The sequence below is a fragment of the Arthrobacter sp. SDR-2R genome, assembly GCF_057747955.1.
Genome location: NZ_CM173231.1, coordinates 757,930 through 780,001 on the forward strand (window position 1 = coordinate 757,930; position 22,072 = coordinate 780,001).

At 66.8% G+C, this 22,072-nt stretch carries 18 protein-coding genes; 8 read left to right on the forward strand and 10 right to left on the reverse strand.

What is annotated here, in order from left to right:
• Positions 1-10: 10 nt before the first annotated feature.
• The 3 genes from AC3ANU_RS03510 to catA all read right to left on the reverse strand — a co-directional run bounded on the left by AC3ANU_RS03510 (position 11) and on the right by catA (position 2,961).
• Complete coding sequence (locus tag AC3ANU_RS03510) at positions 11-637, reverse strand: TetR/AcrR family transcriptional regulator (RefSeq protein ID WP_478222742.1); 627 nt, start codon at positions 635-637, stop codon at positions 11-13.
• Between the two features lie 73 nt (positions 638-710).
• Positions 711-1,988: a benzoate/H(+) symporter BenE family transporter gene (locus AC3ANU_RS03515; protein ID WP_488315458.1), complete on the reverse strand. Its 1,278-nt coding sequence runs from the start codon at positions 1,986-1,988 to the stop codon at positions 711-713.
• A gap of 91 nt (positions 1,989-2,079) precedes the next feature.
• Positions 2,080-2,961 carry a catechol 1,2-dioxygenase gene (gene catA, locus AC3ANU_RS03520; RefSeq protein ID WP_488315459.1) on the reverse strand — a complete coding sequence of 294 codons (882 nt, stop codon included), beginning with the start codon at positions 2,959-2,961 and terminating at the stop codon, positions 2,080-2,082.
• Positions 2,962-3,289: 328 nt separating this feature from the next.
• Here catA and benA point away from each other — a divergent pair, with 328 nt between their 5' ends.
• From benA to AC3ANU_RS03545, 5 genes are all read left to right on the forward strand, one after another.
• On the forward strand, positions 3,290-4,672 hold the full coding sequence (gene benA / locus AC3ANU_RS03525; protein ID WP_488315460.1) for a benzoate 1,2-dioxygenase large subunit: 1,383 nt from the start codon (positions 3,290-3,292) through the stop codon (positions 4,670-4,672).
• Between the two features lie 35 nt (positions 4,673-4,707).
• The gene (gene benB, locus AC3ANU_RS03530; RefSeq protein WP_488315461.1) at positions 4,708-5,244 is read left to right on the forward strand and encodes a benzoate 1,2-dioxygenase small subunit; all 537 of its coding nucleotides are present in this window, start codon (positions 4,708-4,710) and stop codon (positions 5,242-5,244) included.
• Between the two features lie 123 nt (positions 5,245-5,367).
• Positions 5,368-6,939 (forward strand): benzoate 1,2-dioxygenase electron transfer component BenC, encoded by a 1,572-nt coding sequence (benC, locus tag AC3ANU_RS03535; protein WP_488315462.1) that lies wholly within the window; start codon positions 5,368-5,370, stop codon positions 6,937-6,939.
• Positions 6,939-7,766 (forward strand): 1,6-dihydroxycyclohexa-2,4-diene-1-carboxylate dehydrogenase, encoded by an 828-nt coding sequence (locus AC3ANU_RS03540; RefSeq protein WP_488315463.1) that lies wholly within the window; start codon positions 6,939-6,941, stop codon positions 7,764-7,766. Before benC ends, AC3ANU_RS03540 begins: the two co-directional genes overlap by 1 nt.
• A gap of 59 nt (positions 7,767-7,825) precedes the next feature.
• On the forward strand, positions 7,826-10,657 hold the full coding sequence (locus AC3ANU_RS03545) for an ATP-binding protein (RefSeq protein ID WP_488315464.1): 2,832 nt from the start codon (positions 7,826-7,828) through the stop codon (positions 10,655-10,657).
• Positions 10,658-10,662: 5 nt separating this feature from the next.
• Here AC3ANU_RS03545 and catC read toward each other — a convergent pair whose 3' ends face one another.
• From catC to AC3ANU_RS03565, 4 genes are all read right to left on the reverse strand, one after another.
• The gene (catC, locus tag AC3ANU_RS03550) at positions 10,663-10,941 is read right to left on the reverse strand and encodes a muconolactone Delta-isomerase (RefSeq protein ID WP_488315465.1); all 279 of its coding nucleotides are present in this window, start codon (positions 10,939-10,941) and stop codon (positions 10,663-10,665) included.
• Positions 10,942-10,970: 29 nt separating this feature from the next.
• Positions 10,971-12,071, reverse strand: coding sequence for a mandelate racemase/muconate lactonizing enzyme family protein (locus AC3ANU_RS03555; protein ID WP_488315466.1), 1,101 nt, complete (start codon positions 12,069-12,071; stop codon positions 10,971-10,973).
• Positions 12,068-12,988 carry a LysR substrate-binding domain-containing protein gene (locus tag AC3ANU_RS03560; RefSeq protein ID WP_347887133.1) on the reverse strand — a complete coding sequence of 307 codons (921 nt, stop codon included), beginning with the start codon at positions 12,986-12,988 and terminating at the stop codon, positions 12,068-12,070. Before AC3ANU_RS03560 ends, AC3ANU_RS03555 begins: the two co-directional genes overlap by 4 nt.
• A 75-nt stretch (positions 12,989-13,063) precedes the next feature.
• Complete coding sequence (locus AC3ANU_RS03565; protein ID WP_488315467.1) at positions 13,064-14,437, reverse strand: MFS transporter; 1,374 nt, start codon at positions 14,435-14,437, stop codon at positions 13,064-13,066.
• Positions 14,438-14,767: 330 nt separating this feature from the next.
• Between AC3ANU_RS03565 and AC3ANU_RS03570 the strand changes: the two genes are divergently transcribed.
• Positions 14,768-15,466 (forward strand): maleylpyruvate isomerase family mycothiol-dependent enzyme, encoded by a 699-nt coding sequence (locus AC3ANU_RS03570; protein ID WP_488315468.1) that lies wholly within the window; start codon positions 14,768-14,770, stop codon positions 15,464-15,466.
• A 63-nt stretch (positions 15,467-15,529) separates the two neighbouring features.
• Here AC3ANU_RS03570 and AC3ANU_RS03575 read toward each other — a convergent pair whose 3' ends face one another.
• Positions 15,530-16,507: an ABC transporter substrate-binding protein gene (locus tag AC3ANU_RS03575; RefSeq protein WP_488315469.1), complete on the reverse strand. Its 978-nt coding sequence runs from the start codon at positions 16,505-16,507 to the stop codon at positions 15,530-15,532.
• A gap of 322 nt (positions 16,508-16,829) precedes the next feature.
• On the opposite strand from AC3ANU_RS03575, the gene AC3ANU_RS03580 reads away from it, so the two are divergent.
• Positions 16,830-19,163 carry a coiled-coil domain-containing protein gene (locus AC3ANU_RS03580; RefSeq protein WP_488315470.1) on the forward strand — a complete coding sequence of 778 codons (2,334 nt, stop codon included), beginning with the start codon at positions 16,830-16,832 and terminating at the stop codon, positions 19,161-19,163.
• Positions 19,164-19,268: 105 nt separating this feature from the next.
• Here AC3ANU_RS03580 and AC3ANU_RS03585 read toward each other — a convergent pair whose 3' ends face one another.
• Both AC3ANU_RS03585 and AC3ANU_RS03590 read right to left on the reverse strand, forming a co-directional pair.
• Positions 19,269-19,967 (reverse strand): type 1 glutamine amidotransferase domain-containing protein, encoded by a 699-nt coding sequence (locus AC3ANU_RS03585; RefSeq protein WP_488315471.1) that lies wholly within the window; start codon positions 19,965-19,967, stop codon positions 19,269-19,271.
• 24 nt (positions 19,968-19,991) lie between these two features.
• Entirely contained in the window at positions 19,992-20,864 is an 873-nt protein-coding gene (locus AC3ANU_RS03590) for an aldo/keto reductase (protein WP_018769950.1), read from the reverse strand.
• A 140-nt stretch (positions 20,865-21,004) separates the two neighbouring features.
• On the opposite strand from AC3ANU_RS03590, the gene AC3ANU_RS03595 reads away from it, so the two are divergent.
• Positions 21,005-21,994 (forward strand): LLM class flavin-dependent oxidoreductase, encoded by a 990-nt coding sequence (locus AC3ANU_RS03595; protein ID WP_018769951.1) that lies wholly within the window; start codon positions 21,005-21,007, stop codon positions 21,992-21,994.
• The last annotated feature ends 78 nt before the right edge of the window (positions 21,995-22,072 follow it).

Below are 22,072 nucleotides of genomic sequence, written 5' to 3' on the forward strand. Positions count from 1 at the left end.
AGCAGGCGGGTTAGCGCGGGCTGGGCTCCTGCCCGCCGGCCCCTTCATCCTGGACCGGCGCGAAGGCAATCTGTTCCGTGCGCTGGATACTTCGCTGGATGGCGGCATTGTCCACCCCGAGCAGTGCGGTCAGCCACATGCCGTTCTGGATGACCACGATGTCCGATGCGCGCTCCCGGCATGCCTCCCAGGAGAGCCCTGGCCTGGCGCTGGATACCAGTGCTGCGAGCCCGTCGATGTAGCGGTCGAAGGCGGCGGCGTTGATCTGGGCGTAGTCCTCGTCGGCCTGGGCGAGGGCCCAAAGGTGGAGGCGCAGGGACAGGTAGCGCGTGGTCAGCAGGTCGGCGCCGGCAACCCGCCGCAGGGCCTTGCGCAGCTGTTCATCCGGGGGCATGGACGGATCGGGGGCGACGAGCAGAAGGTCATGCTCATCCACCCGGCGCAGGGCTGCCCGGATCAGGGTGGTTTTGTCGTCGTAGTAGTAGTTGACCAGGCCCAGCGCCACGCCGGCTTCCCGCGCCACGGACCGCATGCTCACTCCGGAAATGCCGTGCCGGGACAGCAGGTCCATGGCCGCCTCGAGTATGCGCGTCTGCCTGTCCACTTGTTCGCCGGAGTTAACGGCACTGGTCCCCATCTGGCCAGACTATTGCCTAACCGGCCGGGAGCGCACTTTCGCGGGTCCCCGGCAGCGGGCGGGCGGCACGGTATCAGGGCTGGGCGTGGTCGGCGCGCTCCAGCAGGCGGGACACCCCGTAGCCAATCACCAGGCCCCAGAACGCCGCATGGACATTGAAGAGGTTCATGCCGGAGATGGTCACCACGAAGGTCACAAGGGAGCCCAGGGTGAAGCTGGTGGCGAAGGCCGTGACGAAGGCCTGCTGAAGGGCCCGGAGCATCGCGATGCCACCCAGCGCCAGGACGAACTCCTTGGGCGCCGCCAGCATCAGCCGGGTCAGTGTGGGGGCAAACGCTGCGAACACCAAGGCCAGCACGCCGTAGGCCACGGCGGCCGTGTATTGGCGCTGACGGCTCCCGGACGAGGTCAACAGGGCGTTGGTGGGGCCTGTAACGCATGCTGAAACGGCGCCAAACCCGGCGTTCAGTACCGAGAACGCGCCGGAGGTCATGGCGAAGGCATTCACGGGCGGCCGGTGGCCGGCAGCGCGGAGGACGGCGATACCCTGGCCGTTTTGGACGAACAGCGCGGTGACGGCCAGCGGAACTACGAGCTCCAGCTGCGCGGCCCACGTGAATTCAGGGGCGGTGAAAACCGGGGTGGCCAGGAGCGGTCCGCCGGGCGCCAGGTTGAACTGGCCGCTAACGGCCACGGCGATGCCGCCTGCCACCAGGGTGCCCAGAACCGGCGGCAGGAACCTGCCAAGCGTGGGAACTGCGGTGAGGACCAGGAACGCACCCACCATCGGAGCAGCCACGGCCGGATTGTCCTGGGTGGAGGCAACAATGTCCGTGCCGAACTTCAGGAACACCGCGGCCACCATGGCCATCACGATCGGCATGGGTACCAGCGCCATGGCTTTTCGCACCACGCCGGTGGCGCCCAGGGCGAGGATCAGCACGCCGGAGGTGAAGAAGGCCCCGACGACTTCGGGAAAGGAAAGGTGCTGCAGGGACGGTCCCAGGAGCACTGTGCCGGGGATGGACCAGGCGAAGCCCAGGGGCTGCCGGTAAATGAGCGACATCAGCAGCGTGGCCGCGCCGCCCGAAAACAGAATGCCAAAAACCCAGGACGAGAGCTGGCCCTGGGTCAGGCCGCCGGCCGTTCCGACGGCCAGGGTGACGGCGATGGGCCCGGATGCCGCGAAAATGAGCCCAATAGCGCCGTTCGAGACATAGGACAGACCCAGGTCGCGAAGAATCCGGCGGGGGCCTGCAGGCCGGACCCCCGGACGTTCCAGCAGGGGCTCAGGCACAGGCTGGGCTGCCTCAACGGAGCTGGCGGTCGGATGTGGGCGGGGATGGCTCATCGGGGCTCCTGGCTGGGGCGGAAAAACCGGAGGCGCTCCGAAGCATCAGCTCCGGAGCGCCTCCGTGCGGGGGTATCTCCCAGTTTGCGTGCTACTTCTTCTGGCCCTGCTTGGCCAGGACGTAGTCATAAACTACGTCCTCGCCCTTGCCGTCGGAACGGGGGCGGGGGTCCAGCATCAGTTCGGGCTTCACTGCCGAGGCGATGTCGTCAGCGTTGTGGGGATCGCCGGGGAAGTAGAGCTGCTGGGTGACCGGCTCGTAGCCCGGTGCGGACACCTTGATGTGGATGTGCGCCGGACGCCAGGCGTGCCAGCCCGCGGCGCTGATCAGCTGCCCGCAGGCGCCGTCCGTGGGGATCTGGTACGGCGCCGGACGCATCGTGTTGATCTCGAACCGGCCATCGTCCGAGGCCTTGACGGTGGCGCGGAAGAGCCACTCGGGCAGGCCAGGGGCGTACTGGGAGTAGAAGCCGGCGGCGTCCGCGTGCCAGATCTCCACCTGGGCGCCCTGGATGGGGTTGCCGTCGGTGTCGGTGAACTGGCCGCTGAAGCGCAGCGGGGTGCCTTCTTCGCCGTCGCGCATTTCAACCGTGGCGGGCGTCTGGAGTTCCGGGGAGTTGGGAACGTAGTAGGGGCCCTCGATGGTGCCCACGGTGCCGGGGCGGTCCTGGGAGTTGACGTCCTCAACGGTGTGCTCAAGCCAGACGTCGAGGAACAGCGGCCATTCACCGTCCGTCCCAACCTTGATCAGCCACGCTTTGAGCGCGTTGTATTCCTCGTAGGTGACCTGGTGCTCCTCGACGATGTCGTTGGCGGCCTTGATCAGCGCGCCGGCCAGCAGGCTCACCCGTTCCTTGGATACATCCACCTTGGAGAGCTTGCCCGACGCTGCGAACCGCTCGGTTGCCTTGGTTCCTGCTTCGACGGCGGTGCCTTCGTTTTCCGTGCGGCTGTCCGTTGGGGTTTGGGTCATGACGATGTCCACCTTCTTCATTGAATGGGACAGGAAGGGCTCCTGCTCCCCACGCGGCCTGCGGGGCGGAAAGTTTCGCCTGCGTTGCTCGGCCTGCGTGATCTCGGTCTCAATCGTAGGCCCGCAGATAAGGACGCTACAAATATCAACTAGGCGTCTTTTGAGTCATTATCAGTACATAAAGACACCCTTGGTGGAACCTAGGTATTTGCCTGATGTGAGGCCAATCACGAGCGGCAAGAATTGCTGGACAACGTCCGCCGCCGAAGCCTCTTCCCCAGTGGACCTCCGCCCATCCGTCCAGCAATCTCCAATGAAGGAGCACGCCATGACCGAGAACCTGATCCATGCCCGCGAGGTCCTTGCCGACGCCGTGATCGACGACCGCGAGAACGGCGTCATCCGGGCCAAGCGCGAGATCTTCACCGACCAGGAGATCTTCGAACTCGAGATGAAGCACATCTTCGAAGGCAACTGGGTGTACCTCGCCCACGAGTCGCAGATCCCCAACGTGGGCGACTACTTCACCACCTATATCGGCCGCACCCCCGTGATGATCACCCGGGACAAGGACGGGAAGCTGAACTGCCTGGTCAACGCCTGTTCGCACCGCGGTGCCATGCTGTGCCGCCGCAAGACGGACAACCGCACCACCGTCACCTGCCCGTTCCACGGCTGGACCTTCAAGAACTCCGGGGAACTGCTGAAGGTCAAGGACTCACGGAACGCCGGCTACCCCGAGACCTTCAACAAGGAAGGCTCGCACGACCTCACCAAGGTGGCCCGCTTCGAGTCCTACCGCGGCTTCCTGTTCGGCTCGCTGAAGGCTGACGTCCTCCCGCTCGAGGAACACCTTGGCGATGCCACCAAGGTCATCGACTCCATCGTCGACCAGTCGCCCGAAGGCCTGGAAGTCCTGCGCGGCTCGTCCACCTACACCTACGACGGCAACTGGAAGGTCCAGGCCGAGAACGGCGCCGACGGCTACCACGTCACGGCCGTGCACTGGAACTACGCAGCCACCACCGCCCGCCGCAGCGCCGGCGACTCCGCCAATAAGACCAAGGCCATGGACGCCGGTAAGTGGGGCAAGGTCAAGGGTGGGTTCTACTCCTACGATCACGGGCACCTGCTGCTGTGGCAGGAATGGACCAACCCCCAGGACCGCCCGCTCTGGGACCGCCGCGACGAGCTCGTGGCCAAGTACGGCGAGGAAATGGCCAACTTCATGATCAACATCTCGCGCAACCTCTGCCTGTACCCGAACGTCTACATCATGGACCAGTTCTCCTCGCAGATCCGCCACTTCCGGCCGATCTCCGCGGACCAGACCGAGGTGACCATCTACTGCATCGCCCCCAAGGGTGAGTCCCAGGAGAACCGTTCCAAGCGCATCCGCCAGTACGAAGACTTCTTCAACGCCACGGGCATGGCCACGCCGGACGACCTCGAGGAATTCCGCTCCTGCAACAAGACCTACTGGGCCACAAGCGCCCCGTGGAACGACATGACCCGCGGCTCCACCCACGAGATCACCGGTCCGGACGAGCAGGCGCGGGCCCTGGGCATGACCAGGGTGATCGCCTCCGGCGTGCGCACCGAAGACGAAGGGCTCTACCCCATCCAGCACGGGTACTGGAAGGAAGTCATGGACCGGGCCCTGGCGGAGGAAGAGGAGCGTTCCGCCCTGGATTCCGTTCCCGTCACCTGAGAGAGCCCACCGGAACCACAGAGAGCGCAGAACCCATGACCAATCTGACCCACACCGCCCCGGTCCTGAAGACCGCGGAGGAGATCACAACCCTTGAAACCGTCCGGGCGTTCCTGTACCGGGAAGCCCGCCTGCTGGATGACCGCCGGTTCGATGAATGGCTTGAGTGCTACCACCCGGACTCCGAATTCTGGATGCCGGCCTGGGATGTGGACGACCAGCTGACGCAGGACCCCCTCAACGAGATCTCCCTGATTTACTACGACAACCGGGGCGGCATCGAGGACCGGGTATTCCGGATCAAGACCGACAGGTCGTCCGCCACCTCCCTCCCTGAGCCGCGAACGGGCCACAACGTCACGGACGTCGAAGTGTTGTCGAACGACGGCAGCAAGGTGGAGGTGCGCTTCAACTGGTTCACCTTGTACTTCCGCTACAACACGACGGACACGTACTTCGGCACCAGCTTCTACACGATCGACCTTTCCGGCCCGCAGCCGGTGATCCTGAAGAAGAAAGTCGTCCTGAAGAACGACTACATCCACCACGTGGTGGACGTCTACATGATCTGACCTGTCCCGCGCGGGCGCCCGGCCTAACCGGGCGCCGCACGGACTGTCCCATTCCGTGCCCGCCGGGCACGCCCAACTTTTTCCCCGGACGCGACGACGCGCCCGCCCAGTCAGGAGGACCCCATGGGCCACAAAGTAGCCCTCAGCTTCGAAGACGGCGTTACCAAAGTCATCAAGGTCGGCGACTATGAGACCGTCATGGACGCGGCCTACAAGGCGCGGATCAACATTCCGTCGGACTGCCGCGACGGCGCGTGCGGCACCTGCAAGGCGTTCTGCGACTCAGGCTCCTTCGACCCGGGCGACTTCATCGATGACGCCATGACCGAAGAGGAGCTCGAAAAGGGCTACATGCTGACGTGCCAGGCCGTCCCGGAGTCCGACCTGGCCATCCAGATCCCGGCCACGTCCGAGTCGGCAAAGACGGCGGCCGCCACCTTCAGCTCCACCATCAAGGAACTCAACCGGCACACCGACACCACGGTCTCCTTCACCCTCGAGGTGGAGAACCGGGATGCACTGGCGTTCCTGCCGGGCCAGTACGTCAACCTCAAGGTCCCCGGTACCGACGCCGAGCGCTCCTACTCCTTCAGCAGCGGCCCCGAAGTGGACGATGCGTCCTTCATGGTCCGCGTGACCCCGCAGGGTGCCATGTCCGAGTACCTGCGCGACCGCGCTGCGGTAGGCGACGCCATCGAATTCACCGGCCCCTACGGATCCTTCTTCCTCCGCGAGCCCAAACGGTCCCTGCTGCTCCTGGCCGGCGGCACCGGCCTGGCCCCGCTGCTGTCCATCCTCGAGAAGCTTTCCGAGAACCCGCCGTCCAGCCCGGTGCACCTCATATACGGGCTCACCCGCGAGGCGGACATCGTGGGCCTGGACTGGCTCCGCGCCTACGAGGCGAAACTGCCCGGCTTCACCTGGGACTACATCGCCTCCGAGCCCGGCACCTCCGCACCGCACACCGGCTACGTCACGCAGATCATCGAACCGAAGCACCTCAACGACGGCGACGTGGACATCTACCTCTGCGGGCCGCCGCCCATGGTCAACGCCGTCTCCAAGTGGCTGGATACCGAAGGCATCAAGCCCGCCAACTTCTACTTCGAACGTTTCGCGCCGAAGGAGACCACCGGAGGCGACGCCGAAACCGGGGCCCCGGCACCGGCCGGAAAGATCCAGTCCGAAGGCGACACCATGAGCCGCGGGGAGGCCGTGTCCTCGCTGGAGACCGGCCAGCTGGATTTCCGCAAGGAGGACAGCTTCGCCCAGTTGGACGCCCGCATGGGCCTGGAGCTTGCGGTCAGCGAACTGCTGCTGGGAAGGCTCAGCGAACAGCAACTTCGCCAGTTCCGCCGGCTCGCGGAAGCCACCACCGGCTCGGTGCAGGACGGAAACATCACCGACCCCGAGGAATTCGCGCGCACCAACGAAGAATTCCATGAGTACCTCTTCATGGTCTGCGACAACCCGATGCTGCTGGAGTCGTACCGGCGCCTGGATGTCCACGCCCAGATGGCCGCGGCGTTCGAAGCCGGGACGCCGATCTTCGAACGCGTCACGCAGGACCACCTTGAGATCGTGAACGCCTTCGAACGCGGCGACAAGGACCACCTGCGCGCCGTCATCACCGCCCATGCCCAGGACGCGAAGGACACCATGGCCGGGGCCATCGACGCCAAGGCCACCCGCTGATGGCTGCGCCGTACGCCGGGCAATACGTGACGCCGGGCAGGTTCGGCGGCAAGGTCGCCGTCGTCACCGGTGCCGCCCAGGGGATCGGCCAGAAGGTGGCCGAGCGCATCGGCGCCGAAGGCGGTGTGGTGGTCCTGGTGGACCGCGCGGACCTGGTCCACGACGTTGCCCGCGGCATCGACGAGGCCGCCAAGGCGTCGGGTTCGGGCGGGGCGGCCACGTCCGTCACCGCGGACCTGGAGACCTTCGCCGGCGCCACCCAGGCCATCAAGGCAGCGCTCGCAGCCCACGGCCGCGTGGACGTGCTGGTCAACAACGTGGGCGGCACCATCTGGGCCCGCCCCTACCAGGAGTACGACGAGGACAAGATCGAGAAGGAAATCCGCCGCTCGCTCTTTCCCACGCTCTGGACCTGCCGGGCAGTCCTGCCGGCCATGATGGAGCAGGGCTCGGGCACGATCGTGAACGTCTCCTCGGTGGCCACCCGGGGAATGCACCGGGTGCCCTATGCCGCGGCGAAAGGTGGCGTGAACGCCCTGACCCAGTCGCTGGCCATGGAGGTGGCCGGGCACGGCATCCGCGTGGTGGCCACCGCCCCGGGCGGCACCGAAGCCCCGCCGCGGAAGGTCAAGCGCGGGCCGGAAGCCGAGTCCGCCACCGAGAAGGACTGGTACCAAACCATCGTTGACCAGACGGTGGAGTCCTCGTTCATGAAGCGCTACGGCACCCTGGACGAGCAGGCGGCGCCCATCGTGTTCCTTGCCTCGGACGAGGCGTCCTACCTGACCGGGAGCATCCTCCCGGTGGCCGGCGGCGACCTGGGCTAGTGCATCCGATGGATGCACGCCATGGGGGGCGCCCAGGCCGCTCCGGTAGGATTGCAGCCATGACGGCGGGCTCCACCCAGGGCGACACGGCTGAGGACTTCCCGCTGGCCGGCCGGGCAGCGGTGTTCGAGCAGCTGCTGGAAACCCTCCGGACCGTCCGCAAAGGCAAAGTGGGAACCGTTGTGCTCTCCGGCCCGTCCGGATCCGGGAAAACGGCACTCCTGGAGCTCTTCCTTGAGCACTGCCGCACGGCCGCCCGAGGCGTCCGCGTGCTGTCCGCCATGGGGGACGACTGGGAGGCGCAGTTCGCCCTGGCAGGCTACTCCCAGCTCATGCGGACCCTGCCGCTCCGTACGGCAAAGGATTACGACGGCGGCCCGGCCCTGGCGCCGGGGCCCGTCGCCTCCCTGACCCCGGACCAGGTGGTCAACTACGCCTCCACCCTCAGCACCCATCTCGAAGGCCTGCAGACGCACGGCAGCGTGGTGGTCGCCGTCGACGACGTCCACAAGCTCGACGAGGCGAGCCTGCGCATCCTCACCTTTGTCACGCGGAGGCTGCATGACAAGCGGGTCCTGTTCCTGCTGACCCTCAACCCTGTAGATGCGCCCCGTGTCCCGGCCGGCGTGCTCGACTTCCTCACCGGCCACCAAGTGGCCCGGATTCCGCTGGAGCCCCTGTCGCCGCAGCAGGTCCAGGACCTGGCACGGAGCCTGTTCGGCCTGGACCTCAGTGCAACAGCGGCGCACGGCCTGGTGACGCACACCGACGGGATTGCCCAGTCCGTCGTGGAGCTGCTCCGCGAGCTGCCGCCGGAAACCTGGCAGTCCTGGTTTCCGTCCCTGCCGCCCACCTCCCGGGTGCGCGCCAGGGTCCGCAGCGTCCTGGCCGCCGCGTCCCCCGCCCTGGTCACCGCCGCGGAGACCGCAGCGGTGCTCGGCCCCGGCGCCGGCCTGGCGGAGGTGGCCAGGGTGGGCGGACTGGAATCCGTCCTGCCGGCACTCGATGAGGGACACCGTGCGGGGCTCCTGGGACTGTCCGTGGACCAGTCCCGCTCCGCCGTCGCCTTCCTGGAACCCGGCACCGCGGAAGCGGTCTACGAGCAGATCGTCCCCAGCCGGCGCATTGCCCTGCACCGGAAGGCCGCCGAAGCTGTCCAGTCCGAGGGCGAACAGCTGGGCCACCGCGTTGCCGCCACCCCGGCCGCAGACGAAACACTGGCCGCGGAGCTGGAAGAGTTCGCGCGGCGGCAGGCCACGGTTGGCGCATGGCAGGATGCCTCCACCGCACTGTTCTCCGCCTCACGGCTGTCCCCCGATATCCGCGCCCGGAACCTCCGGCTCCTGAAAGCCGTCGACGCCTTGGTGGGCTCCGGCAATGTTGCCCAGGCGCAGGCCTGGGCGGGGGCGGTGGATGCCCTGCCGCCGTCGCCCCTGCGCTCCTCGGTGCTGGGGTACCTGTCCACGGTGTCCGGCCAGAATGACAGCGCCCAAAGCCAACTGGAGATGGCCTGGCGAACCAGCAATCCGCAACATGAACCCGGCGCGGCAGCGCAGGTGGCCCAGCGTTTCGTCCTCCACGGGGTGGCCTCGTGGGACGGTCCGATGATCACCGGCTGGGCCGAACGCGCGATGGCTCTGACCGAACCCGGAACTCCGGCTCACATCGAGTCGGAGGCCATCTACGGCCTGGGCCTCTATGCCCAGGGCCGCATATCGGACGCCGAGGCCTCCTACCAGCGGGCCTCCGCCCACGCGGCCGAGAATGCCCAGAAGCAGCGCGTGCAGATGGGCGCCGGGTGGCTGGCCCTGCGCCTGGACAACGCAGAATCCGCGCTGGTGAATTTTGAGTCGGCCGCCCCCACCGAGTACCGCGGGGGATCGCTGCGGATCTCCCTGTGGGCCGAGGCCTGGCTTGCCCGCACCCACCTGGTGCTGGGCAACTGGGACGCGGCCGCGGCCACCGTCTCCCGGGCAAGCGTCCGGCTGGAGACCTCGCGGATGCCGCTGATCCGGCCGCTGCTGTACTGGACGGCCGCCGAGCTGTGGTCCATGCGGGGCGACTGGGACCGGGCACGCTACTACGTTTCACAGGCCGCGGTGCAGCCGGGAACTTACCGGGCCATGCAGGTCCCGGCAAGCCTGGCGCGCGCCCGCTTCCACGAGGCACGGGCAGACTACGAAAGTGCCCTGGCCGCCCTCCAGCCGCTGGCGGAACTGGACCCTTGGACCGATCAACGGGTGTCCTTCTGGCCGTGGCAGGACACCTACGTCAACGCGCTGGTCATGACCGACAAACTCGATGCCGCAGAGACGTTCCTTACCGCTTTTGAAGGAGTGCATCGCGAGCGGGAAGTCCCCTCGGATCTGGCCCGCGTGGCGTGGGCCAGGGGCCGGCTGCTGGCCGCGCAGGGGGACCCGGACACGGCAAGGGAGTACTTCGAGGCGGCGCTGGGGCACCTTCGCGGGCTCAACCGCCCCTATCTGCGGGCGCGGATCAGTTTCGCGTTCGGGCAAAGCATGCGCCGGGCCGGAAAGCGGCGCCTGGCGTCATCGGTGCTGCGGGCGGCGCGGGACCTGTATGACACCCTTGGCGCGGCCACCTATGTGGAACGGTGCGACCGCGAGCTGAAGGCAACTGGCCTGGACGTGGGGAACCTGCCGGACCCGGCGGACCCGGTGCTCTCCTCTGTGGGCGGCCACCATCAACAGCTCACGGCCCAGGAACAGGCCGTGGCCGAGCTGGTGGCTGCGGGCGCCACCAACAAGGAAGCGGCCCGGGCCCTGTTCCTGGCCGAAAAGACGGTGCAGTACCACCTCACGCGGCTGTACCGGAAGATGGGAATCCGGTCCCGCAGCGAACTCGCGGCGGCGTTCCGGGCCAAGGACTGACCCGGCTACTTTACATCCGAAGGGTGTTTGGCCAGCGGGACCACAGTGATGTCCATGTACGGGAACAGCGGAAGGTCCTGCAGGATGCCGTGGAGCTCGTCGTTCGATTCGACGTCGAAGATGGAGTAGTTGGCGTATTCGCCCACCACGCGCCAGATCTCAGGCCATTTGCCGGAGCGCTGCAGTTCCTGGGAGTAGGCCTTCTCCTTTGCCTTGATTCCGGCGGCTTCGTCGGCGGGCATGCCGTCGGGCAGGTTGACGTCCATATGGACCAGGTACTTCATGGTGACCTCTCGGTGGAAGGGATGGAATGTCAGTCGATGCGGTAGTGGGCGAGCTTGTCGTCGTCCACGTCGGTGCCCGCGCCGGGGCCCTCGGGAACGTGGATTCGGCCGTCCGTGATGGCCAGTGGCCGGGCCAGCAGGTCATCGGTCATATCCAGGTAGTTGGACAGCTCCGCCGCGCGCTTGGCCGTGTGGGCGAAGGCTGCCCCGAATACGACCGAGGCCACGGTGCCCACCTGGGTGTCGATCTGGTTGCCGATGTAGACGTCGATGCCCATGCCCTCGGCCATGCCAACAATCTTGGCGGCTTCGGTGAAGCCGGACCGGGCGGTCTTGACGGACAGGAGGTTGGCCCCGCCGGTGAGGATTTCGCGGGCCGCCTCGCCCAGGTTGGCGGCGGATTCGTCGGCGGCAATGGGGATGGGGGAGTTGGTGACCAGCCGGCGGCGGCCCAGGACTTCGCGGGCGTCGTCCGGTTCCTCAAGGAACTGCAGGCCGAGGTCGGCGGTGCGGCGCAGCACCTCGGCGGCTTCGTTGGCTGTCCAGCCGCGGTTGGCGTCCATGTACAGCTCGGCGTCCTCGCCCAGGCCTTCCCGCAGCACTTTGGCGGCCTCGATATCCAGGTTCAGCGGACGGCGGCCGGTCTTCAGCTTGAAGGTGTTGATGCCGTAGGTTTCCCGGAACTCCAGGGCCAAGGCCAGGAGTTCCCGGGCGGGTTTGAATCCGAGCATGTGGGAGACACGCAGCGAGTCGGTGTAGCCGCCCAGCAGCTTGGTCACGGGCTGCCCCAGGGTCTTGCCGATAACGTCCCAGACGGCAATGTCCACCGCGCCCTTGGCCGTCTGGTTGTGGATGGTCCGCGCCATCACGGCCTGGATCTTTTCCCGGTCAAAGACGTCAATGCCCACCAGCTGCGGGGCGAAGACATCCTGCACCACCGCGACGATGGACTTCTGCGTCTCGCCGTAGGTGTACGGGCGGGGCGGGGTGTCCGCGGTTCCCACCAGGCCGTCGTCGGTGTGGACGCGGACCAGGACGTGGTCGGCCTCGTGCACGGAGCCGGAGGCGAAATGGAGCGGGTGGCGGTACGGGATCGAGTAGGGGATCGCCTCGATGGCTGCGATCTTCATGATGGGAGGAGCCTTTCATCAGCGGGAGCGGGGGTGGCGGCATCAGCGGTTGCCGTGGCCACGATGTCCAGGAAGTTTTGCAGCAGGGCGGACCGGTGGCCGCGCAGCCAGGCGACGGCGAGTTCCACCGGGGGAGCATTGTCGATCTCCCGGTATGCGACGCCTTCGAGCTGGAAGGCGCGCACGCTGGACGGCATGACGGCGATGCCGCCGCCCGCGGCCACGAACGCCAGCATGGTGGAGGTCTCACCAACCACTTGCGTGATCCGCGGCTGGAAACCTGCCTGCCGGCAGAGGTCCGAGGTAATGCGGTTCAGCACGGACTCCGGTGCGTAGGCGATGAAGTCCTGGTCCTGCAGTTCGTGCATGGCCACGGGCCGGTCCACCGCCAGCGCGCTGAAGGAGGGAAGCGCGACGACGAGTGGCTCCTGGGTGACCACGCGGTAGTCGATTTCCTCGGAGGCAACGGGGGGACGCAGCAGTGCCGCGTCCAGGGTCCCGTTCCGGAGCCCCGCTTCCATGGACGGCGTCAGCATCTCTCCGTTCAGTGCCAGCGACAGGCCGGGAAGGACCTGTTTGGTGAGCCGGGCGATCCGGGGCATGACGCCGTAGGTTGCCGAGCCGGAGAACCCCACCCGGAGGACGCCGGTGGCGCCCTTGCCCACCTGGTAGACATCCGCGCGGAGCGTTTCGACGTCGTTGACGATCTGGCGGCCGCGGTCCAGCAGGAGCTGGCCCGCCGCTGTCAGGTCCACCCGGCGGGTGGTGCGGTTGAGGAGCTGGACGCCCAGCTGGTCTTCCAGCTGGCGGATCTGCTGGGACAGGGGCGGCTGCGCCATGTGGAGGCGCTTTGCCGCCCTGCCGAAGTGCCGCTCCTCCGCCACCGCGATGAAGTAGTTAAGCTGGCGGATTTCCATCCGGTGCCACCTTTCCAGCGGGTCGGGGGAGGCGCGGAGCGGCCTCATTGATTCATAGAGTAACCATAAAAGGCCTTACTTAGATACTTTTTCGACGTAATCTTTCCGCTCTTCGGCCCGGGGGAGGGCTTCTTCCAGCTTGTGCTGGCGGGGTACCAGGATGGTGACGGCGCCGCCAAGCAGGGCCACCGCGCCGTAGATGTAGAAGGCTGTTGCCCCGCCGATCCCCGCCGCTGCCAGCCAGCCGCCGATGATCGGACCCAGGACGCCGCCCAGCCGGCCCACGCTGGCGCACCAGGCGACCCCGGCTGCACGGGCATTGGTAGTGAAGTAGTTGGACTGGAAACCGTAGACCAGCACCTGGGTGCCCAAGGTTCCCACCCCGGCGGTGGCGATGAAGGTGAAGAGCAGCGGCAGCGGGAAGCTGAAGGTCATCAGTCCCAGGGAAATGGTGGCGAGGGCAAACGTGGCAGCGATAACCCGCTGCGGTCCGTTCCGGTCGGCCATCCGGGAGGCGACCAGACCGCCCACCACGGCACCGAGGTTCAGTGCCAGCGGGAAGAAGAGGGCGTAGGTGCGTCCGTAGCCATAGCCCTCCATGATCTTGGGCAGCCAGGTGTTGAGCCCGTAGGTGAGGAGGAGCCCGCAGAAGGACATCAGGCCCAGCAGGATGGATGCCACGGCGAACTGGCGGGAAAAGACGGCGGCGAACCCGGACTTCTGCGGGGCGGCGCCGGCCTCCCGGATTACTTGCTCTTCGGCGAGCGGCACCCCGGTGCGCCAGGCAGCGGCCAGCGCTTCCTCTTCCCGGCCCCGGGCCAGCAGCCACCGCGGGGATTCCGGAAGCTTCCGCCAGGCAACGGGCAGGATGACCAGGAGGGGCAGGGAGCCTATGACGAAGAGGCCGCGCCAACCGATGCTGTCCAGGAACGCGATACCCAGGACGGACGCCAGCACGCCGCCCGCGGGGACTCCGGAGTACACGATCGCGTTGTAGAACTGCCGCCGTCCCGCAGGTGCGAACTCGGCCATCGTGGCGCCGGCGCTGGCGATGACGACGCCCAGGCCCAGGCCCGTGGCAAACCGGAGGGCGCCGAAGGCGGTGACATCCGTGGCCAGGGCGGTGGCGAACATGCCCAGGGAGAACCAGGCGATGCCCGCGAGCATCAGCCGGCGGCGGCCGAAGAAGTCACCGATGGCACCGCATGCCAGCGACCCCACCAGCACGCCAATGAGGGCCCAGGACCCCAGGAGCCCGGCCGTGGCCGCATCGAAATGACCGATTTGACCCGCGTCCGCGAGCAGTCCCGGAAGGACGGTGCCGTAGACCACCAGGTCGTACCCATCGAAAAGGAGCGCGGCGCAGATGACGAAAGCCACCCAGTTGGCTGTCCGGGTCTCCTTTCCCGGGTTTCCGGAGATTGTTGATTGGGGGTGCGGCAGCGTCATGGCGCAGGTCCTTTCAGGGGGGGCGGGTGTGGAGGCGTTGCGGCATCCGGATGGATCCGCGCCGGGGCCTCGGCAACCCAGCCTGACAGGCAATGTGACGCACGGCATATGAGGGGAATCCCCGGTTTCGCGCCCGGGGTGCATTGGGCAGTTTCCGCATATCAAAGGGGCTGTATTTGCGATGGATCCGGCGGAACAGGCCCAATGCGCCCGGCGGCAGCGGCTTTCTGGCGGTGGCTGGCGGGCCGGTCTTAGTCCATACGCGGCCGGTATGAACCAGGAGGCCCGTAACCATGGCCGGGGGTATGGCGCCCCGGTTAGGCTGGCGGAATGATCAATCCAGCACGGCTGCACTCAGACCTGTCCCGCCTGGGCCGGGAGACGGACATGTTTCTTGCCACGGTCTCCTCCTTGTCCGATGAAGAACTGGCTGCCGCTTCGCTGTGTGAAGGGTGGACCCGTGCTCAGGTCATCGCGCACGTCGCATCCAGCGGACGTGCCCTGGTTGGGCTGATCGACTGGGCCACGTCCGGGGAGGAACGCCAGCTGTACGCGTCCCCTGAAGCGCGCTCGCAGGCCATTGCCGCCCTTGCGGCCCTGCCGCGGGAGGAACTCCTGGCTGAAGTGCGGGACTCGGCCGCCGCTTTCGCCGGTGAAGCCCAGCGGTTGACCGGGGATCTTGTGGCACCGGAAGTAAAGGTGGGTGGCCGGGAGTTGCCGGCAACCTCCATTGTGGCGCTGCGGATTGCCGAGGTGGTGGTGCACCACCATGATCTGGACACCGCGTGGACCATCGAGGAAGCCGACCCCGATTCGCTGTTGAACGCCATCGAGGCCGTGGTACGCGCCATGCGGGCCAAGGGCGCGCCCGGGATGACGCTGGTTACCGAGGAACGCGACGAGTGGGTAATCGGTGACGGCGGCCTGCGGGTCGAGTCGGACCGGGAGGGCCTCCTGAAATGGCTGGCACGCGGCGACGCCGAAGATGTTGAGGCGGCCGGCGCGGTGCCCGTGCTGCCGGCCTGGTAAAGCCAAAGAAGAATCCCCGCCCTGCTGCCGGCAGGGCGGGGATTCCTTCGTCGGCAGGCTGCCTTATTTCTTGGGCAGCCCCGCCGGGTTCAGCTCGGACTTCTGGATGGCCTCGGAGGAGAGGCCCCAGCGGTCCAGGATTTTCGCGTAGGTGCCGTCCTCGATCAGGTGGTTCAGCGCAGCCTGGGCGGCCACCGCCAGGCCGTTGCCCTTCTTGGTGGTGAAGGCGATCTGTGCCGTCAGCGGCCAGCCGCCGTTCAATGTGCCCACCTGCTTCGTCTTTCCGTCCTGCGCTGCCTTGTAGGCGGCAGCCGCGCTGGGGCCGAACGTCAGGTCCGCACGTCCTGACTGAAGGGCCAGGCTCGAGGCGGAGTCGTCGTCGTAATACTGGAACTGGACCGGCGCCAAACCGTTCTTCTTGTTCTCCTCGTCCCAGCGCACCAGGATGGCTTCCTGGTTGGTGCCGGAGCCCACGATGATCCTCTTGCCGGCCACGTCCTTGGCTTCCTTGATTTCACCGATGCCGGAATCGCTCTTGGCGTAGAAGCCCAGCAGGTCATTGCGGTAGGTGGCGAAATCGAACTTCTCCTTCCGCGCCTCGGTGACGGTCACGTTGGAAAGCACGGCCTCGTACTTGGCAGACTCCACGCCCAGCGGCCAGTCTGCCCACGCCACAGGCAGGACCTCCACGTCCAGGCCCAGCGCCTCGCCCACCGCGTAGGCGATGTCCACCTCGCTGCCAATCAGGGTCTTGTTGTCCGTGGCGAACAGGCTGAGCGGCGCCGCCCCGCCGGTGGTCACTACGGTCAGCTTGCCGTCCGCTTTGATGGCCTCCGGCACCAGGGCCGCCGCGGACGGGTCTTTGGTCGCTGTGATGCGGTTCTGATCCGGGGACAGGTTGAAGGTCTTGCCACTGGCGTTGGTGGCGGACGACGACGGTGCCGTCGCCGCCGAGGCGCCGGGATCGGAGCAGGCAGCCAGTCCCAGCAGGGCTGAGACGGCCAGGGCAACGACGGCGGCCGGCTTGGGCTTGATGGCCATGATTCCTCCTTGGAAAGGGGGTGGAGATGCAACGGAATGTGCGCGTTGCAGCAACTATCCGGCAGCCGCCGACAGCGAATCAAAGCCCCCGAAACGCTGGGATACAGGGAGTAACGGCGGTTAACCGGAGGACCGCGGCAGTCATATTCAGCCCGGCCCGGGCCACTACCCCCAATGGCGCGTCACAGATCCATCAGAAAACGAGTACCCGGCCGGAAAAGACAGGTGGTGACTACGCGTGTTCTCCGCCGATGGCGGACTCTACGGTTGGGCCATGAGGCGGCCAGAGTTGGCCGCCGCAATGGTCTCAACAGGAGCTCGCATGCGCACTTCCCCGTCCAAGTCCCCCCTTTCCCGGCGCCTGGCCGCCGCCGTTGTCCTGCCCGGGCTGCTCACCACCAGCATGGTTCTGGTCCAGCCTGCCGTTGCCGCTACAACCTCCACCACCGGCATGTGCAACGGCGTGGTCAACCAGCTGGCGCACCGTGGCGCCGTCCAGGAGAACCTTCTTAAGGCAGCCGCCAAGAAGAACGCAGACGCGATCGCTGCCTTGCAGGCCGACAAGGCCAATCTGCAGGCCCAGGCGGATGCCTTGGCAGCGCAGAAAGCCGACGCGGAGAAGGCGCTGGCTGACCTCGCTGCCCAGGAGACGCAGCTGGACAGCCAGGCAACGGCAGCGCAGGCAGAACTGGACAGGGTGACCGCTGAGCAGGAAGGCCTCACCACGCAGGTAGCGGCGGCGAAAACGGCCATCACCGACCTTCAGGGCAAGAAGGCAGACGTGGAGAGCCAGCTGGCACCGCTGCAGGAGGAACTGGCAACTGCAAAGGCCGCCTCCGCGGACCTTCAGGCCCAGGCCGACCAGGTGGCAGCAGCCCTGGTGGCCAACAGCCAGGCCATCGCAGCCGCCCAGACGGAGCTCTCCGCGCTGCAGCAGGCCGCGGACCAGGCAGCTTCTGACCTGGCCACCAAGGAAATCCAGATCCAGCAGGCCCAGGATCAGTTGACAGCCCTGGCCGCGCAGGCGCTGCAGGCCGCCGCTGCCGTGGACGATGCGCAGCAGGCCGTCGCCAACGCCGAAACCCAGCTGAACGCGCTGGTGGCAGCCGGAAACACTGCGGCAGCAGAGCTGCAGGCCCAGCAGGACAAGGTGGATACTGCGAAGGCGACACTGGCCGGGCTGCAGGAAACCGCTGCAGCCGCCAACGCTGCCGTCACCGGCAAAAAGGACCAGATCGCCACGGCACAGGCCGAGCTCACTACCCTGCAGTCCACAGCCACCACTGCCAAGGCGGCCCTCGATGCCAAGAACGCCGAGATCGCCAAAGCCCAGACGGACCTGCAGACCCTCCAGACCAATGCGGCGGCCGCAGCAAAGGCTGTCAGCGACAACACCGCCAAGATTGCCGCGGTTAATGCCGGCATCACCAGCCTCCAGGGCCAGATTGCCACGGTGAACAGCCAGATCGCCTCGAAGCAGGCCGAGCTGGCCCAAGCCCAGAACGACCTGACTGCACTGCAGACACAGCAGGCCGATCTCACGAGGCAGATCGCTGACCTGGACAGTCAAATTGCCGCCATCAATGGAAATTCCATCAAGAAACGAACTCTCCAGGCCCAACGCGATGGCCTCCAGGTCCAGTTGAATGGCGTGAACAGCCAGATCGCCGATAAGAGCGCCACCATCTCCGGCCTTCAGGGCGACCTGGCTACCCTCCAAAAGCAGGTGGACAGCCTGAACTCCCAGCTGCTGGCCAAGCAGCAGGAAAGCAGCACCCTGCAGCAGAACGCTGCGCCGCTGCAGGCAGCACTGGATGCAGCGAATGCAGCGGTGACGGCAAAACAGAACGACATTGCCACCCTTAAGGCCCAGGTGCCGGCACTCCAGGATGCCGTGAACCAGGCCAACGCGGCTGTCACCACCAAACAAGGGGAGCTCACCACCCTGCAGGGCCAGCTTCCGGCCCTGGAGCAGGCAGCGAAGGATGCTGCTGACGCGGTGACGGCCCAGCAGCAGGTGGTGGCGGGCCTCGAAGCGGCCCTGCCCACCCTCACCGAAAACGTGGCGCAGGCCCAACAGGCCATCACGGACCAGCGGGCAATCCTCGACGGTTTGAATGGCACCTTGGCCCAGGCAAAGGATGTGCTGGCGGCGGCCAACGGCGCGGTGGACGGCAAGAACGCTGAGATTTCAGCGCTTCAGGCTCAGCTTCCGGCACTGCAGGCCACCCTGGACGCCGCCAACACCGCGGTTGGCACCAAAACGGCGGAGATCGCATCGCTCAACAAGATCGGGGACGACCTGGTGGCCCGGATTTCGTCGCTCAATGCCCAGATCGCCGAAGCCGAAGCCAACGTTCTTGACCTGCAGGGACGGGTCAAGCCTTTGCTGGACCAGCTCAGCAGTCTCAACGGGGAGATCAGCGCGGCGGAAGCAAACCTCGCAGCCCTCCAAAGCCGGCTGAGCACGGTGGACGCCCAGGTTACCGCTGCCCAGGACACTCTTCGGGCCCTCCAAGCCAAGAAGGGGAACTACGCGGATCCGATCAAGGTGCAGAAGCTCCTGGTAGCCAGCCTGCAAACCCAGCTGGCGGACATCCAGAAGCAGATCATGGCCATCGATCCCACGATTGGGAACGGGGGCTGCGCCGTCTGACCAGGGGGTCGTCTGAAGGCCGGCGCCCAATGACGCGCGCCGCAAGGAGGGGACCAGTTCATTGCGAACTGGTCCCCTCTTTTATGGCCGTTTGTGCTTGCTGAACTAGCTCAGTGCAGCCAGGACTTCCTTGGCCACGTCCTCGCTGGACTGCGGGTTCTGCCCGGTGACGAGGTTGCCGTCGCGGACCACGTTGGAGGACCAGGCGGCACCGTTTTCGATCACCGCGCCCTTCTCCTTCAGCGCATCCTCCACCAGCCACGGGGTGTTCTCCCCGGTCCCGCCGCCCAGCTCCTCCTCGTTGGTGAAGACCGTGAGGCGCCGGCCCTTGAAAGCGAACCCGCCGTCGTCGTCCGTTGCACTCAGCAGCCCCGCCGGACCGTGGCAGAACGGCGCAATGATCTTGCCGTCCCTGTTGGCTGACACCAGCAGGCGTCCCAGGTCGGCGTCCTGGTACAGGTCCGCCATGGGGCCGTGGCCGCCGGGCATCACCACGGCGTCATACGCTGCGGCGTCGACGTCGGCCAGCACCAGCGGGTGCGCCAGCTCGCCGTCGATCTTTTCCAGGTAGTCCCGGAAGCCCTGTGCCCGGTCCTCGCCACCGGCCGATTCGGCAGCCAGGCTGACTTGGTCCACGGTGGGCTTCCGGCCGCCGGGGGTTGCGATGTGGACGGTGTTGCCGGCCTGCGTCAGGGTCTGGTGGGCCACCACCAGTTCCTCTGCCCAGTAGCCGGTGGGGTGCTCGCTGCCGTCCTTCATGGTGAGGGAATCGGCGGCCGAGACGACCATCAAAATGTTTGCCATGGTGTTTCTCCTGTCTCTGATGCTCTACTTGCCGGCCGCTTCAAGCTCCGCGTACGTATCGTCGTCGAGCGTGATGCCTGCAGCGGCCATGTTCTCTTCGAGGTGCTGCACGGAGCCGGTGCCGGGGATGGGCATCATCACGGGGGAGCGGCGCAGCAGCCAGGCCAGGGCCACCTGGGAGGTGGTGGCGCCAAGGCGCTTGGCGGCCTCATCCAGCGGTCCGCCGGGCCGGGCGAGCTCGCCGGCGGAGATCGGCGCCCACGGGATGAAGCCGATTCCGTTCTCCTCGGAGTAGCGCAGCACGTCCTCGGAGCTGCGGTCCGTCAGGTTGTAGCGGTTCTGGACGGTGGACACCGTGAAGTGCTTTCCGGCGGCTTCGAGTTCCGCCACGCCCACCTGGGACAGGCCCAGGGCACGGACCTTGCCTTCGTCCTGGAGCTCACGCAGCACGCCGAACTGCTCCTCGGCGTCCACCTTGGGGTCGATGCGGTGCAGCTGCAGCAGGTCCAGCGTGTCCACCTTCAGCTTGCGCAGGCTCAGTTCCGTTTGCTGGCGCAGGTATTCCGGCCGGCCAACGGGAACCCATTTGTTGGGCCCCGTGCGTGTGAAGCCCACCTTGGTGGCGATCTTCAGCCCCTCCTTGTAGGGGTGGAGGGCCTCGGCAATGATTTCCTCGCTGATGTTGGGGCCGTACGAGTCGGCGGTGTCAATGAAATCCACGCCGAGTTCGACGGCGCGGCGCACCACGGCCACGGCGGCCTGCCGGTCTGCGGGCTCACCCCAGACGCCGTCACCCACAATGCGCATGGCACCAAAACCCAGCCGGTGCACGGTTCCCAGGTCCTTGAGGTCGATCGTTGCGGACAGTTCCAGCTGCTTCGTTGAATCATGGCTCATAGGGGCGGCAACCTCATCAGTATGCTGAGTATTCCCCAGCTCACAGAAATAAGGCGGGGCCCGCCGTCGTTATGCATCACGTGCCCGCCGCCATCCGGCCGGCACCCCCTACGAAACATTTTGAAAGGCCGGCACCTGACGTGACTCTTCCCCTCTCCATCCTTGACCTGGCAACCATCGGCAAAGGCCAGACGGCGGCGGAGAGTTTCGCAGGCAGCGTGGCCATGGCGCAGGACGCCGAGAAGCTGGGCTACCGGCGCGTCTGGTACGCCGAGCACCACAACATGTCCTCCATCGCCTCCTCCGCCACCAGCGTGCTGATCGCCCACGTGGCGGCGCACACCGAAAGCATCCGGCTGGGCGCCGGCGGCGTCATGCTGCCCAACCATTCCCCGCTGACCATCGCAGAGCAGTTCGGCACCCTGGAAACGCTGCACCCCGGACGGATCGACCTGGGCCTGGGCCGGGCCCCGGGCAGTGACCAGAACACCATGCGGGCGCTGCGCCGGGACCCGATGTCCGCGGACAGCTTCCCGCAGGACGTCCTTGAACTGCAGGGCTACCTGACCGGCCCCACCCGCATCGAGGGCGTCGAGGCCACCCCGGGCAAGGGGACCAACGTGCCGCTGTACATCCTGGGATCGTCCCTGTTCGGCGCCCGCCTGGCCGCGCAGCTGGGCCTGCCCTACGCCTTCGCCTCGCACTTCGCCCCCGCCGCTTTGCAGGACGCGGTGGCCATCTACCGCAGCGAGTTCAAGCCGTCCGCCCAGCTGGACGCGCCGCACGTGATCGCCGGCGTCAACGTCATCGCCGCCGACTCCGCGTCCGAGGCGCAGGCCATGTTCCAGGCCACCAAGCGCGCCCGCGTCTCCCTGTTCTTCGGCGGCGGCCGCGAATTCACCGACGACGAGGCGGACATGATCCTGGACTCGCCGCAGGGACGCCACATGGCACAAATGATGACGTACTCCGCAGTGGGGACGCCCGACGTCGTCATTGACTACCTGGACAGCTTTGGAAAGCACGCCGATGCAGACGAACTCATCGTGGCGCACCAGAGCCCGGGGACGGAGGCGCGCCTGCGGTCCGTGGAACTCCTGGCCGAGGCGGCCGGGCTGGTCCGGGTGTAGCCGCTGTGGTTTGCCGGCGGTGCGCAACATGCAACGCCACTCGGCCGGTCGGACTTTTACACATACGCAATGAAGGGG

Excerpts from the sequence above, each read along its gene's own strand:
- catC (WP_488315465.1), bottom strand. The coding sequence starts at position 10,941 with ATGAAGTACCTGGTCCATATGGACGTCAACCTGCCCGACGGCATGCCC.
- benB (WP_488315461.1), top strand. The coding sequence starts at position 4,708 with ATGACCAATCTGACCCACACCGCCCCGGTCCTGAAGACCGCGGAGGAG.
- benC (WP_488315462.1), top strand. The coding sequence starts at position 5,368 with ATGGGCCACAAAGTAGCCCTCAGCTTCGAAGACGGCGTTACCAAAGTC.
- AC3ANU_RS03585 (WP_488315471.1), bottom strand. The coding sequence starts at position 19,967 with ATGGCAAACATTTTGATGGTCGTCTCGGCCGCCGATTCCCTCACCATG.
- AC3ANU_RS03560 (WP_347887133.1), bottom strand. The coding sequence starts at position 12,988 with ATGGAAATCCGCCAGCTTAACTACTTCATCGCGGTGGCGGAGGAGCGG.
- AC3ANU_RS03515 (WP_488315458.1), bottom strand. The coding sequence starts at position 1,988 with ATGAGCCATCCCCGCCCACATCCGACCGCCAGCTCCGTTGAGGCAGCC.
- AC3ANU_RS03545 (WP_488315464.1), top strand. The coding sequence starts at position 7,826 with ATGACGGCGGGCTCCACCCAGGGCGACACGGCTGAGGACTTCCCGCTG.
- AC3ANU_RS03565 (WP_488315467.1), bottom strand. The coding sequence starts at position 14,437 with ATGACGCTGCCGCACCCCCAATCAACAATCTCCGGAAACCCGGGAAAG.
- AC3ANU_RS03580 (WP_488315470.1), top strand. The coding sequence starts at position 16,830 with ATGCGCACTTCCCCGTCCAAGTCCCCCCTTTCCCGGCGCCTGGCCGCC.
- AC3ANU_RS03590 (WP_018769950.1), bottom strand. The coding sequence starts at position 20,864 with ATGAGCCATGATTCAACGAAGCAGCTGGAACTGTCCGCAACGATCGAC.
- AC3ANU_RS03575 (WP_488315469.1), bottom strand. The coding sequence starts at position 16,507 with ATGGCCATCAAGCCCAAGCCGGCCGCCGTCGTTGCCCTGGCCGTCTCA.
- AC3ANU_RS03510 (WP_478222742.1), bottom strand. The coding sequence starts at position 637 with ATGGGGACCAGTGCCGTTAACTCCGGCGAACAAGTGGACAGGCAGACG.
- AC3ANU_RS03555 (WP_488315466.1), bottom strand. The coding sequence starts at position 12,071 with ATGAAGATCGCAGCCATCGAGGCGATCCCCTACTCGATCCCGTACCGC.
- catA (WP_488315459.1), bottom strand. The coding sequence starts at position 2,961 with ATGACCCAAACCCCAACGGACAGCCGCACGGAAAACGAAGGCACCGCC.
- benA (WP_488315460.1), top strand. The coding sequence starts at position 3,290 with ATGACCGAGAACCTGATCCATGCCCGCGAGGTCCTTGCCGACGCCGTG.
- AC3ANU_RS03570 (WP_488315468.1), top strand. The coding sequence starts at position 14,768 with ATGATCAATCCAGCACGGCTGCACTCAGACCTGTCCCGCCTGGGCCGG.
- AC3ANU_RS03540 (WP_488315463.1), top strand. The coding sequence starts at position 6,939 with ATGGCTGCGCCGTACGCCGGGCAATACGTGACGCCGGGCAGGTTCGGC.